This window comes from Streptomyces sp. GQ60, from assembly GCF_059758875.1.
Map to the genome: position 1 here is coordinate 327,299 of NZ_JCAXEG010000005.1, position 13,058 is coordinate 340,356.

A 13,058-nucleotide genomic window follows, 5' to 3' on the forward strand; every position below is an offset into this window, starting at 1 on the left:
CAGCTGTCGGGTGCCGAGATGGCCGGCCTGCTGACCCCGGCCGCCGCCGCGGACGCGCTGGCCGGCGTACTGCTGGCCGGGCTGGACCCGGAGACCTGCCCGCCGCGCAGCGCCCTGCCCGTACCCGGAGGCGGGGAGCTGCTGCTGATGCCGGCCGCCACCGGGTCCTACGCCGGCGTGAAGATCGCCGGGGTGGCCCCGGGCAACCCGGCGCTCGGGCTCCCCCGGATCACCGGGTCCTACCTCCTCCTGGACGGCCCCACCCTGCGCCCCCTCGCCCTGCTCGACGGGGCGGCGCTGACCACCCTGCGCACCCCGGCGGTCTCGGCGCTGGCGCTGCGCCACCTGGTCCCGGCCGGGCGGCCGCTGCGGCTGCTGGTCTTCGGATCGGGGCCGCAGGCGTACGGGCACCTCGAAGCGGTCCACGCGATGCGGCAGCTGGCGGAGGTGGTCGTCGTGGCCCGCTCGCCGGAGGCCGGGGAGAAGCTCGCGGCGCACGCCCGGGACCTCGGAGTCCCGGCCCGCCGGGGGGTCGCGGCGGAGGTGGCCGACGCCGACCTCGTGATCTGCTGCACGACGGCGCGCGAGCCCCTCTTCGACGGCCGGCTGATCGCGCCGGGCGCCACGGTGGTCGCGGTCGGCTCGCACGAGCCGGAGGCCCGCGAGGTGGACACGGCGCTGGTGCGGCGCGCGGCCGTCTACGTGGAGTCGCGTGCGGCGGCCCTGCGGGAGGCGGGGGACCTGCTGGTGCCGGAGGCGGAAGGGGCGATCGGGCCCGGTCACATCACCGGCACGCTGGCCGACCTGGTCGCGGGCCGGATGCCGGGCGCCGGGGCGGGAAGTTGTCCACAGCTCTTCAAGAGTGTGGGCATGGCCTGGGAAGATCTCGCTGTGGCGGTCGCCTGGTTCGAGGCCGCCGGGGGGAACAGCACAACGTGACATTGTACGCTGTTCCTTCGCGCGCCGATGGTGTGAGCGGTCTCGGAGGAAATGCAATGGGTGACCTGAAGCAGCACAGTCTCATCAAGGCTCAGGAACGGCTCCGCGACCAGGTCGGACACGCTCTCCGAGCCGCCCTGATAGCGGGTGAACTGCGCCCCGGGAGCGTCTACTCCGCTCCCGGCCTCGCGGCCGAGCTCGGCGTCTCGGCCACCCCGGTGCGCGAGGCCATGCTCGACCTGGCCCGCGAGGGCCTGGTGGAGCCGGTCCGCAACAAGGGCTTCCGGATCACGGAGGTCAGCGAGCGCGATCTCGACCAGTACACCGAGCTGCGCACGATGATCGAGGTCCCGACCATCGGCCGGATCACGAAGATCGCCACGCCCGAGGCGCTGGAGGCCCTGCGCCCCATCGCGCAGGAGATCGTCACCAGCGCGCGCGAGCACAACCTCATCGGCTACCTGGAGGCCGACCGCCGCTTCCACCTGACCCTCCTCGGGCTCTCGGGCAACGACCGCCTGGTGGAGACCGTCGGAGACCTGCGCAAGCGCTCCCGGCTGTACGGGCTGACGGGCCTGGACGAGGCCGGCAAGCTGGTCTCCTCCGCCGAGGAGCACATCGAGCTCCTGGACCTGATGCTCACCGGCGACGCGGAGGCGGCCGAAGCCTGCATGACCCGTCACCTGGGCCACGTCCGCTCCCTCTGGGCCCAGGGCCGCGACGAACCGGTGGGCCGCACCAAGGGCCGCCTGGGCTCCGGCCTCTAGCCCCGGGCCGCCGGACCCCCTCCGACACCGGGCGGCGCGGTAGCGCACCCGGTGCTTCGGCATGTCCAACACCCCTCCGCCCGCCCCGATTTGGACACGGCTGGATAACGGTGGGTCCAACCCCTTGTCAGTACAATTTCACATTACTATGTTACCGGTCACATCATAGAGCGCGGCCCTTCACTGGAGTGACCCATGACCAAGCGCACCCAACTCGCCCTCGCCACCGCCCTGGTGGCCGCACTCGCACTCGGCGCCTCGGGCTGCTCCGACCCCAAGAAGGGCTCCGCCGCAGGCGCCGGCGCTTCCAACCCCGCCTCCGCCAACGACGGGAAGATCCTCGGCGGCACCCCCGTCAAGGGCGGCACCCTCACCGTCCTGTCCAACCAGGACTTCGCCCACCTCGACCCCGCCCGCAACTGGGTCATGCCGACGATGGACTTCGGCACCCGCCTCCTCTACCGCACCCTGGTCACCTTCAAGGCCGAGCCCGGCAAGGGCGGCAGCGAGCTCGTCCCCGACCTCGCCACCGACCTCGGCACCTCCTCCAACGGCGGCCGCACCTGGACCTTCACCCTGAAGGAGGGCGTGAAGTACGAGGACGGCTCGCCCATCAAGGCGCAGGACATCAAGTACAACGTCGAGCGCTCCATGGCCCCCGACCTCACCGGCGGCCCCGACTACGCCGCCCAGTACCTCGCCGGCGCCGACGGCTACAAGGGCCCGCTCCAGGGCAAGCACCTCGACTCCGTGAAGACCCCCGACGACCGCACGATCGTCTTCGAACTGAAGCGGCCCGTCGCCGAGTTCTCCGCGACCGCGACCCTCCCCACCTTCGCCCCGGTCCCCGCGTCGCAGGAGAAGGGCACGCAGTACGACGCCCGCCCCTTCTCCTCCGGCCCGTACAAGATCGAGTCGTACGACCGCGACAAGAAGCTCGTCCTGGTCCGCAACGAGCACTGGGACGCCAAGACCGACACCGTCCGCAAGGCCTACCCCGACAAGTTCGTGGTCGTCATGGGCCTCAAGGGCGGCCAGATCGACGACCGGATCATCGCCGGGGAGGGCGCCGACGCCTCCTCCGTCCAGTGGTCCGACATGCGGCCCGAGAGCGCCCCCAAGGTGCTGCCCAAGCCGGAGATCAAGTCGCGGCTGCTGGCCGAGTCTCAGGGCTGTACCGAGATGCTCCAGATGAACAACTCCCGCGCCCCCTTCGACGACCCGAAGGTCCGCGAGGCCATGCAGTACGCCCTCGACAAGGAGGCCGTGGTCACCGCGGGCGGCGGTCCGGCGCTCAACGAGGTCGCCACCGCCTACCTGCCGCCGGCCCTCTCCGGCGGCAAGCAGGCCGACACCCTGAAGATCGCGCCGGCCGGCGACCCGGCCAAGGCCAAGGAACTGCTCAAGGCCGCGGGCAAGGAGACCCTGAAGGTCTCCCTGGCCGTCTCCACCGGGGACAAGGGCAAGGCGGAGGCCATCCAGCAGGGCCTGGCCCGCGCGGGCGTCGAGGTGGTCATCGACACCGTCGACCCGGGCGCCTACTACGACGTCATCGGCGACACCACCACCGCCCCCGACCTGGTCCTCAGCGGCTGGTGCCCCGACTACCCCTCCGGCTCCACCTTCCTGCCCTTCGTCTTCGACGGCCGCACCATCAAGGCCAAGGGCAACTCGGGCAACTACGCGCAGTTCAAGGACGAGGCGACGATCAAGCGGATCGACGAGATCCACGCCATGGCCGACCCCAAGCAGGCCAACCAGGCCTGGATCGACCTCGACGCCGAGATCATGAAGAAGTCCCCGGCCGTCCCGGTCCTGCTGGAGCGCAAGCCGCTGCTCGTCGGCACCAACATCGCCGGCGCCTTCGGCCACCCCGTCTGGGTCGGCCAGCTCGACTACGCCACCATCGGCCTCAAGGACCCGGCCAAGAGCCAGGGCCAGGGCTGACCATGACCGCCGCCCTCGCCGCCGACCCCGGCTCCCCGGAGGCGGCGGACGCGGCGGCGGTCAAGGAGATCCCCCCGGGCAGCAGCCCCTGGCAGCTCGCCCGGCGGGAACTCCGCCGCCGCCCCGCCGTCCGCGTCAGCCTCTGCGTCGTCCTCCTCTTCGTCCTGATGGCCGTCACCGCCCCCTGGCTGGGCGCACTCGGCGGCTGGTCCCCGGACGAGTTCGACAAGTCCGCCATCGACCCCTACCTCGGCGGCCAGCCGCTCGGCTCCTTCGGCGGGATCAGCCCCGAGCACTGGCTCGGCGTGGAACCCGTCACCGGCCGCGACCTGTTCGCCCGCGTCGTGCACGGCGCCCAGGTCTCGCTCCTCATCGCCTTCGCCGCCACCGCCATCGTCGTCGTGACGGGCACCGCCGCCGGAATCGCCGCCGGCTACTTCGGCGGCCGCACCGACGCCGTCCTGTCCCGCCTGATGGACCTGACGATGTCCTTCCCGTCCCTCATCTTCATGATCGCGATGCTGTCGGTGGCCAAGGACGTCAACCGCATCGTCCTGATGACCGTGGTCATCGGCGTCTTCGGCTGGCCCGGTGTCGCCCGGGTCGTCCGCGGCCAGGCCCTCTCGCTCAAACACCGCGAGTACGTGGACGCCGCCCGCGTCGGCGGGGCGAGCTCCTGGCGGATCCTGACCCGCGACATCCTCCCGGGGGTCTCCGGCCCCGTCATCGCCTACACCACCCTGCTCATCCCCGGCATGATCAGCACCGAGGCCGCGCTCAGCTACCTCGGCGTGGGCGTCCGCCCGCCCACCCCCTCGTGGGGCCAGATGATCGCCGAGTCCGTGGCCTTCTACGAGACCGACCCCATGTACTTCGTCATCCCGAGCCTCTTCCTCTTCCTCGCGGTCCTCGCCTTCACCCTGCTCGGCGACGCCCTGCGCGACATCCTCGACCCGAGGGGCGGCCGCACGTGATCCTCTACCTCGCGCGCCGGCTGCTGGCCCTCGCCGGCGTCCTCCTGGCCATCGCCGCCGTCACCTTCCTCATCTTCTACGTGCTCCCCTCCGACCCGGCCGCGGCCGCCTGCGGCAAGACGTGCAGCGCCGAGCGGCTGGCCGACGTACGCGCGTACCTCGGCCTCGACCAGCCGCTGTGGCGGCAGTTCGGCGACTTCCTCACCGGGATCTTCACCGGACGCACCCTGGGCACCGGCCAGTACGCCGTCCAGTGCGACTTCCCCTGCCTGGGCTACTCCTACGAGAACTCCCTGCCCGTATGGGACCTGCTCATGGACCGGCTCCCGGTCTCCGCCTCCCTCGCCGTGGGCGCCGCCGCCCTCTGGCTCGTCCTCGGGCTGGGCGCGGGAGTCACCGCGGCCCTGCGCAAGGACACGGCCACGGACAAGGTCCTCATGGTCGGCGCCGTCGCCGCCGCCTCCCTGCCCGTGTACTTCACCTCCGTGATGCTCATCTACGGAGTCATCCGGATCGCCGGGCTCCTGCCCTACCCCACCTACCAGGCCTTCACCGACAACCCCCTGGCCTGGGCGAGCAACCTGCTCCTGCCCTGGACCGCGCTCGCCCTGCTCTACGCCGCCATGTACGCCCGCCAGAGCCGCGGTTCGATGATCGAGGCGATGGCCGAGCCGTACATCCGCACCGCCCGGGCCAAGGGCATGCCCGAGCGCACCGTCGTGGTCAAACACGGACTGCGCTCCGGGATGACCCCGATCCTCACCATCTTCGGCATGGACCTCGGCGGCCTGCTCGCCGGAGCCGTCATCACGGAGTCCATCTTCGGACTCCCGGGCATCGGGCGGCTGTTCTACGGGGCCCTGGTCAGCTCGGACCAGCCCGTGGTGCTCGGGGTCACCCTGCTGGCCGCCTTCTTCATCGTCGTCGCGAACCTCGCCGTCGACGTCCTGTACGCCGTCATCGACCCGAGGGTGAGGTACTGATGGCTCCTCCTCCCGAAGCCGCGGCCCCCGCGGCCCCGCTGCTCCGAGTCCGCGACCTCCAGGTCACGTTCACCACCCCGCGCGGCACCGTACGCGCCGTCGACTCCCTCGGCTTCACCGTCGAGGCCGGCCGCACGCTCGGCATCGTCGGCGAGTCCGGCTCGGGCAAGTCCGTCACCTCCCTCGCCGTCATGGGCCTGCACCGGGGCGCCGAGATCGGCGGCTCCATCGCCCTCGACGGACAGGAGCTGACCACCAAGTCCGAGAAGGAGCTCTCCAAGCTGCGCGGCCGCAAGATGGCCATGATCTTCCAGGACCCGCTGTCCAGCCTGCACCCCTACTACACGGTCGGCGAGCAGATCGCCGAGCACTTCCGGGTCCACTTCCGGGCCGGCCGGTCCGCCGCGAAGCGGCGCGCCGTCGACATGCTCGGCGAGGTCGGCATCCCCGAACCCGCCCGCCGGGCGGGCGAGTACCCGCACCAGTTCTCCGGCGGCATGCGCCAGCGCGCGATGATCGCCATGGCCCTGGCCTGCGAACCCGACCTGCTCATCGCCGACGAGCCCACCACCGCCCTGGACGTCACCGTGCAGGCGCAGATCCTGGAGCTGATCGCCGGGCTCCAGCAGGAGCGCGGACTCGGCGTCGTCATGATCACCCACGATCTGGGCGTGGTCGCCCGGGTCGCCCACGAGGTGCTCGTCATGTACGGCGGCCGCGCCGCCGAACAGGCTCCGGTGGACGACCTGTTCACCGGTCCGGCGCACCCCTACACCCGGGGGCTCCTCGACTCCCTGCCCAGGCTGGACGACGCCGACGACGAGCCGCTGCGGGCCATCCCCGGCTCCCCGCCCTCCCTGCTCGCCCCGGCCCCGGGGTGCGCCTTCGCCCCGCGCTGCCCCGTCGCCGCCGCGGCCGACGACGGCGAACGGGAGCGCTGCGCCACCGTGCGGCCCGAACTCCGGCCGTACGGCGAGGCCGGCCGCGAGGCGGCCTGCCACTTCGCGGGCGCCGTCCGGGAGGTGACCCGATGACCACGGCGAACCAGACGGGCCCCCGCACCGACCGGGTCCCGGCGGCCCGCGGCGGGGCCGCGCCCCCGCTGCTGCGCGTGCGCGACCTCACGATGGCCTTCCCCGGCAAACGGACCGCGACCGGGCGCCGGGGGGCTCCGGTGCGTGCCGTCGACGGAGTCTCCTTCGACCTGGAGGCGGGCCGGACCCTGGGCCTCGTGGGGGAGTCGGGCTGTGGCAAGTCCACCACCGGGAGGATGCTGGTCCGGCTGCTGGAACCGACGTCCGGGAGCGTCGAGTTCGACGGCGAGGACATCAGCCGGCTCTCCCAGAGCGCCCTGCGCCCCCTGCGCCGTAACCTCCAGATGGTCTTCCAGGACCCGCACTCCTCCCTCAACCCCCGCCAGACGGTGGCCCGGATCATCTCCGACCCGCTGCTGGTCCAGGGTTCGAGCGCGGCGGACGCCCGCCGCCGGGCCGCCGAGCTGATGGAGCTCGTCGGACTGATCCCGGAGCACATCGACCGCTATCCGCACGAGTTCTCCGGCGGCCAGGCGCAGCGCATCGGCATCGCCCGGTCGCTCGCCACCAGCCCCCGGCTGATCATCGCCGACGAACCGGTCTCGGCGCTCGACGTCTCCGTCCAGGCACAGATCGTCAACCTGATGGAGCGGCTGCGCGCCGAACTGGGCCTGGCCTACGTGTTCATCGCGCACGACCTCTCGGTCGTCAAACGGGTCAGCGACCGGGTCGCCGTCATGTACCTCGGCCGGATCGTGGAGATGGGCGACAAGAAGTCGCTCTACGAGAACCCCCAGCACCCGTACACCAGGGCGCTGTTGTCCGCCGTGCCGCTGCCCGACCCGGCGGCGGAGCGGCGGCGCGAGCGGATCGTGCTGCTCGGCGATCCGCCGAGTCCGGCCGCCCCGCCCCCCGGCTGCACCTTCCACCCCAGGTGCCCCGTGGCGCAGGAGATCTGCCGCACCGAACGGCCGCTGCTGCGGACGGTCGCCTCCCGTGAGGTGGCCTGCCACCTGGCGTAGCCGCGGGCGCCCGGGTGACCGGCGGGGAACCCGGGCAACGGGGGAGGGCCCCGGAGCGATGATCTCGCTCCGGGGCCCTTCCGCGTCTCAGGCCAGGCCGAGTTCCCTGCGGAAGAACTCCAGCTCCAGCGCCGTGATCTTCTCCCGGGCCCCGCCCGGGGTCATGTGCGTGACGCCCGGCAGCGCGAGGAGCTGGTGCGGGCGGCCCGCGTCGGTCAGGGCCTGCGAGAGCCGCAGGGTGTGCGAGGGATGGACGTTGTCGTCGGCCAGCCCGGTGACCAGCAGCAGCGGCCGGCGCAGCCCCGCCGCGTCGGCGAGCAGGCTGTCCCGCTCGTACACCTCCGGGTGCTCCTGGGGCAGACCCAGGTACCGCTCGGTGTACGCCGTGTCGTACTGCCGGAAGTCGGTCGGCGCTGCCCCGGCCGCCGCCGCGTGGAAGACGTCCGGGCGGCGCAGCACCGCCATCGCGGAGAGGTACCCGCCGTACGACCAGCCGCGGATGCCGACCCGGCCCAGGTCGAGGTCGGCGTGGCGCGCCCCGAGCACCCGCAGGGCGGCGACCTGGTCCTCGAGGGTGACCTCGGAGAAGCCCCGGTACATGGCGTGGGTGAACCGCGGCGAGACGTGCGCGGTGCCGCGGTTGTCGACGGTGACCACGGCGAAGCCCTGGTCCGCCCACCACTGCCGGTGCTGCCAGCGGCGCGGCTCGGCACTGACGTCCTGCATGCCGGGGCCGCCGTAGCTGTCCATCAGGACGGGCAGCCGGGTGCCGGGCACGTGCCCGCGCGGCAGCACCAGGGCGGTGGGCACCCCGTGCTCGGTGACCCGCTCCAGCACCGGGACCACCCGGTACGGCAGCGGCTGCGAGAGGTCCGCCGGAGCGAACTCCCGCCCGTCGGCGGTCCGCAGGACCCGCCGGATCCCGTCGGCGTCGGCGGAGGTCAGCAGCAGCGCCCCGGCGCAGGCCAGGACGGAGTGCACCCCCGGCCCGTCCGCGAGCGGGGTCAGCGCGCCCGTATCGGGATCCAGCAGGAGCACCTGCTGCTCGGCGGGGTCGCGCCGCCCGGCCTCGATCAGCAGGCGGCTCCCGTGGGTTCCGGCCACCTTGCGGACCTGGAGCCCGTCACCGGTGAGGAGGACGCCGTCCAGCGCGAGGGCGCGGGAGACCCCGCCGGGGGTGTCGGCCGAGGTGAGCATCCGGCCGTCGGCGAGGCGCGCCGGGGTGCCGGGGAGCATCGGGTCCACCCACTGGGGGTGCGTGGTGCGCGACAGCTCCCGGGTCCGCCCGGTGTCCGGGTCGGCGGAGAGCAGCAGGACGTTCTGCTGGAGCCGGTCCTGCACGGTGAGCAGGATCTCGGAGTCGCTCTCCCATGCCGCGTCGGAGACGTACGGATGGGTCTCGGTGTCCCAGTCGAGCCGCACGGCGGTGCCCGGGCCCGGTCCGAGCACCCAGAACCGCACGTCGGCGTTGGGGCCGCCCGCCTCGGGGTACGCGAAGTCCTCGGCCGGCAGCTCCGGGTGCGCCGGGTCGGCGAACCAGCGCCGCTGGAGGGCGGATTCGTCGACCCGGGCGGCGAGCAGCCGCTCCCCGTCGGGGGACCACCAGTGCCCCCGGTGCCGGTCGAGCTCCTCGGCGGCGGCGAACTCCGCGACGCCCCAGCGTGCGCCGTCGTCGGGGCTGACCCGGCCGCCGGGGACGGTGTGGAGGGCGTCGCCGGTGACGTAGGCGATGCGCGAGGCGTCGGGGCTCGGGCGCGGATCGAAGACGGGCCCGGCGGCGGGGAGTTCCTTGGGCTGCGCGGGCTGTCCGGCGTCGGACGCGAGGGTGACCTGGAACAGGCGCCCGTAGAGCGCGAACACCGCGGTGCGCCCGTCGTCGGAGAGTGCGTAGGAGCCGATCCCGGCGGCGACGAGCCGCGAGCGTTCGCGCAGCCGGCGCTCGACGACGGGGAGGTGTCCGGGCTCGGGGCACAGCTCGCGCGGGTCGGCAAGCCGGGTCTCGGTGCCGGTGGCGGTGTCGAGGACCCAGAGGCCGTCGAAGGGGTCGGTGGGGCCGGTGGAGCGGAGGAACCAGAGCAGGCGGCCGTCGTCCCCGAAGGAGAAGGCGCGCGGGGCGCCGTAGGTGAAGCGGGCCGTGCTCGCGGAGAGCCTGAGGAAGTCATCCATGGGCCGTAGTTTGACATGTAAAATGTCACATAACCTAGCCCGTTCGAGTGGTGACCCTCTGGGTGCGGGCTTAGCGTCGTGAGGGTGGACGGGAACGCATCGCCGACCAGAAACGGGACCGACGGCAAGGTCCGAGGAAGCGGGAACGGGCTCGCACTGTTCGTCATCGCCTCCTGCCAGCTCATGGTCGTCCTCGACATCACCATCGTGAACATCGCGCTGCCGCACATCCAGACCGCCCTCGACTTCTCCACCGAGAGCCTCTCCTGGGTCGTCAACGCCTACACCCTGGCCTTCGGGGGCCTGCTGCTCCTCGGCGGCCGCGCCGGCGACATCCTCGGCCGCAAACGTGTCTTCATCTTCGGCGTCCTGCTCTTCGGGCTGGCCTCCCTCCTGGGCGGATTCGCCCAGAACGCGGGCCAGTTGATGGCGGCCCGCGCCCTCCAGGGCGTCGGCGGAGCCATCGCCTCGCCGACCTCCCTCGCCCTGATCACCACCATTTTCCGCGAAGGGCCCGACCGCAACCGCGCCTTCGGCGTGTTCGCCGGAGTCTCGGCGGGCGGCGGCGCGATCGGCCTGCTCGCGGGCGGCATGCTCGTCGAATGGCTCAACTGGCGCTGGGTGCTCTTCGTCAACGTCCCGATCGCGGTGGTCATCGCCGTGCTCGCCCGGAAGGTGATCCGCGAGTCCGAACGCCACCCGGGACACTTCGACCTCGCCGGCGCACTGCTGTCCACCACCGGCATGGTCGCGCTCGTCTACGGCTTCATCCGCGCCTCGCAGGACGGCTGGCGCGACGGCTGGACGCTCGGTTCCTTCGGCGCCGCCGTGGTCCTGCTGACCCTGTTCATCCTCAACGAGAAGCGCTCGCCGCAGCCGATCACCCCGCTGCACATGTTCGCCGACCGCAACCGGGCCGGGACCTACGGGATCATGCTCATGCTGGCCTGCGCGATCTTCGGCATGTTCTTCTTCCTCACGCTCTTCGTGCAGATCGTGCTGGGCTTCAGCCCGTTGCGCGCAGGCCTCGCCTTCCTCCCGGTGAGTGCCGTGGTCGCGGTGGGCGCCGGAATCACCTCACAACTCCTGCCGAAGTTCGGGCCCAAACCCTTCATGGTCGCCGGAGCGCTCTGCTCGGCGGCGGGCCTCGCCTGGCTGACGCAGACCGACATCCACTCGACGTACCTGGGCAGCATCCTCGGCCCGCTCCTGCTCTTCGGCCTCGGCATGGGCCTGCAGTTCGTCTCGCTCACGCTGATGGCCCTGTCCAACGTCCCGGACCGGGAGTCCGGCGCGGCCTCCGGGCTCCTCAACTCCATGCAGCAGGTCGGCGGTTCGCTCGGCCTGTCCATCCTGGTGACCGTCTTCGGCACGGCCAGCCGCAACGAGGCCAAGGACCAGGTGGCGGGCTTCATGCGTACGGCCACCGACGAACAGAAGGCGCTCTTCGCGCGCACCCGGCAGTTCCCCAAGCCGTGGAGCGACCAGGTGCTCACCTCGGGCATCAGCGCGGCTTTCGTGGTGGCGGCCTTGTTCACCCTGGTCGGAGCGGTGATCGCGCTGGTCGTCATCCAGGTACGGCCCTCGGACATCGCCCGGCTCCAGGGCAACCACAAACCGACGGAGGCGGCGGGGGCCGCGGGGGTGAAGGAGGAGCCGTGAGACCACCGCTCATCCGCCGGTGAGGTCCGATGCCCGCCCCCGCGCCCGCCCCCGCGGGCGGCGGCCCTACGCCCCCAGGCGACGGATCCGGCAGCGTGCCGGACTCGTGGTGCGCAGGGTGATCCCGGCGACGACGGAGATCTCGGTGTCCACCGCCTCGAACTCGTAGTCCCGCAGCAGCATCGCCAGCGCGATCACCGACTCCAGCATCGAGAAGTGCTGTCCGATGCAGGCGCGCGGGCCGCCGCCGAAGGGCAGCCAGGCGTAACGCGGCCGGGCCGCCTCGGCCTCCGGGGTGAACCGGTCGGGGTCGAAACGCTCCGGGTCCGGCCAGTAGTCGGGGTGGCGGTGGGTCACCCAGGGCGCGACGATCACATCCGCGCCGGCCGGGATGGTGTGCCCGTCGACCTCGGCCGCGGCGACCGAGCGGCGGCCGAGGACCGGGGCCGCCGGGTAGAGCCGCATCGCTTCCTTGAGCACCTGGGTCAGGTACGGGAGCCGGTCGAGGTCGGCGGCCCCCGGCGTCCGGTCGCCCAGGACCGCGGCGATCTCGGCGCGGGCCCGGTCCTGGAGCTCGGGATGGCGGGCCAGCAGGTGGAGGGAGAAGGCGAGCGAGGTGGCGGTCGTCTCGTGCCCGGCGAGCAGGAAGATCAGGACCTGTTCGCGCAGCTCGGTGGCGTCGAACTCCCCGTCGTCCGCGCTGGTCGCGGCGGCGAGCAGCGACAGCAGGTCCTCACCGTCTCCCGCACCCGCCCCTTCACTCACACGGCGGCGCTCGGCGATGATCCCGTCGCACACCGCGTACAGCTCGTCCATCGCGGCGGCCGCCCGCTTGTTGCCCGGAGTGGGCCAGTCCCGGGGGACGTTGACGGGGGAGTAGCCGCGGCGCATCACATAGGCGGTGATGACCGGAAAGCACCGGTCCACGACATCGGCGGTGGCGTCCACGTCGGTGCCGAAGAGGATCCGGGAGACGGCGCGCAGCGCCAGGGTCATCATCTCGTCGGCGACGTCGACGATCCCGTCCGGGGCCGCCTCCCAGGCGGTGAGGGTGGAAGCGGTCTCGGTCGCCACGGCCTCCGCGTACCCGTCGACCCGGCGCTTGGTGAACAGCGGCTGGACGAGCCGGCGCTGGCGCAGGTAGTCCTCGTCCTGGCTGGTGAGCAGGCCGTTGCCGAAGGCGTTGCGGACCTCCTGGTACAGGGCGTTGTCCTTGCGGAAGTTGGCCGCCTGCGAGGCCAGTACCTGCTGTGCGCCCTCCGCCGAGAACACGCAGTGCAGCTCGGTGCGCAGTCCCGGCGGACCGGCCGTGATCCGGACGATGTCACCGTGCCGCTGCTGCGCCCGCCGATACGTGGCGAGGGCGTCCGACTTCAGGTCGGCGAGCGACCCGAGTAGCGGGGCGCCCTCCAGCCGGGGTATCCCCGTACCGACGCTGGTCCCTGTCCGAAATTCTTGCGCTGCTGCCATGGCTCCGCCCTCAGAACTGTGCCGACAAGGCGATTCTGAGGGCGGGCGCCCACCGGAGGCGAGGGCTGCCGGGGCATCAGGCCGAATATCGCCG

At 72.3% G+C, this 13,058-nt stretch carries 10 protein-coding genes; 8 read left to right on the top strand and 2 right to left on the bottom strand.

Annotated features, from left to right (window positions below; all coding sequences use genetic code 11):
* Nucleotides 1-18: 18 nt before the first annotated feature.
* The 7 genes from AC6CKD_RS15585 to AC6CKD_RS15615 all read left to right on the top strand — a co-directional run bounded on the left by AC6CKD_RS15585 (nt 19) and on the right by AC6CKD_RS15615 (nt 7,666).
* The gene (locus AC6CKD_RS15585) at nt 19-939 is read left to right on the top strand and encodes an ornithine cyclodeaminase family protein (RefSeq protein ID WP_498328133.1); all 921 of its coding nucleotides are present in this window, start codon (nt 19-21) and stop codon (nt 937-939) included.
* Nucleotides 940-995: 56 nt separating this feature from the next.
* Nucleotides 996-1,706 carry a GntR family transcriptional regulator gene (locus tag AC6CKD_RS15590; RefSeq protein WP_422519208.1) on the top strand — a complete coding sequence of 237 codons (711 nt, stop codon included), beginning with the start codon at nt 996-998 and terminating at the stop codon, nt 1,704-1,706.
* Nucleotides 1,707-1,901: 195 nt separating this feature from the next.
* Nucleotides 1,902-3,653 (top strand): ABC transporter substrate-binding protein, encoded by a 1,752-nt coding sequence (locus AC6CKD_RS15595; protein ID WP_498327888.1) that lies wholly within the window; start codon nt 1,902-1,904, stop codon nt 3,651-3,653.
* Nucleotides 3,650-4,627 carry an ABC transporter permease gene (locus AC6CKD_RS15600; RefSeq protein WP_498328134.1) on the top strand — a complete coding sequence of 326 codons (978 nt, stop codon included), beginning with the start codon at nt 3,650-3,652 and terminating at the stop codon, nt 4,625-4,627. The genes AC6CKD_RS15595 and AC6CKD_RS15600 overlap by 4 nt, the downstream gene beginning before the upstream one ends.
* Entirely contained in the window at nt 4,624-5,610 is a 987-nt protein-coding gene (locus AC6CKD_RS15605; protein WP_498327890.1) for an ABC transporter permease, read from the top strand. Before AC6CKD_RS15600 ends, AC6CKD_RS15605 begins: the two co-directional genes overlap by 4 nt.
* On the top strand, nt 5,610-6,644 hold the full coding sequence (locus AC6CKD_RS15610; protein WP_498327892.1) for an ABC transporter ATP-binding protein: 1,035 nt from the start codon (nt 5,610-5,612) through the stop codon (nt 6,642-6,644). The genes AC6CKD_RS15605 and AC6CKD_RS15610 overlap by 1 nt, the downstream gene beginning before the upstream one ends.
* Complete coding sequence (locus AC6CKD_RS15615; protein WP_498327893.1) at nt 6,641-7,666, top strand: ABC transporter ATP-binding protein; 1,026 nt, start codon at nt 6,641-6,643, stop codon at nt 7,664-7,666. Before AC6CKD_RS15610 ends, AC6CKD_RS15615 begins: the two co-directional genes overlap by 4 nt.
* A gap of 87 nt (nt 7,667-7,753) precedes the next feature.
* Here the strand turns inward: AC6CKD_RS15615 and AC6CKD_RS15620 are convergent, their stop codons facing one another.
* Entirely contained in the window at nt 7,754-9,832 is a 2,079-nt protein-coding gene (locus AC6CKD_RS15620) for a S9 family peptidase (protein WP_498327895.1), read from the bottom strand.
* Nucleotides 9,833-9,916: 84 nt separating this feature from the next.
* On the opposite strand from AC6CKD_RS15620, the gene AC6CKD_RS15625 reads away from it, so the two are divergent.
* On the top strand, nt 9,917-11,494 hold the full coding sequence (locus tag AC6CKD_RS15625; protein WP_498327896.1) for an MFS transporter: 1,578 nt from the start codon (nt 9,917-9,919) through the stop codon (nt 11,492-11,494).
* A gap of 66 nt (nt 11,495-11,560) precedes the next feature.
* Here AC6CKD_RS15625 and AC6CKD_RS15630 read toward each other — a convergent pair whose 3' ends face one another.
* On the bottom strand, nt 11,561-12,964 hold the full coding sequence (locus tag AC6CKD_RS15630) for a cytochrome P450 (RefSeq protein ID WP_498327897.1): 1,404 nt from the start codon (nt 12,962-12,964) through the stop codon (nt 11,561-11,563).
* Between the last annotated feature and the right edge of the window lie 94 nt (nt 12,965-13,058).

Bases quoted from the DNA above. Each gene is read 5' to 3' on its own strand.
- AC6CKD_RS15620 (WP_498327895.1), bottom strand. From the start codon at position 9,832: ATGGATGACTTCCTCAGGCTCTCCGCGAGCACGGCCCGCTTCACCTAC.
- AC6CKD_RS15590 (WP_422519208.1), top strand. From the start codon at position 996: ATGGGTGACCTGAAGCAGCACAGTCTCATCAAGGCTCAGGAACGGCTC.
- AC6CKD_RS15585 (WP_498328133.1), top strand. From the start codon at position 19: ATGGCCGGCCTGCTGACCCCGGCCGCCGCCGCGGACGCGCTGGCCGGC.
- AC6CKD_RS15630 (WP_498327897.1), bottom strand. From the start codon at position 12,964: ATGGCAGCAGCGCAAGAATTTCGGACAGGGACCAGCGTCGGTACGGGG.
- AC6CKD_RS15615 (WP_498327893.1), top strand. From the start codon at position 6,641: ATGACCACGGCGAACCAGACGGGCCCCCGCACCGACCGGGTCCCGGCG.
- AC6CKD_RS15595 (WP_498327888.1), top strand. From the start codon at position 1,902: ATGACCAAGCGCACCCAACTCGCCCTCGCCACCGCCCTGGTGGCCGCA.
- AC6CKD_RS15610 (WP_498327892.1), top strand. From the start codon at position 5,610: ATGGCTCCTCCTCCCGAAGCCGCGGCCCCCGCGGCCCCGCTGCTCCGA.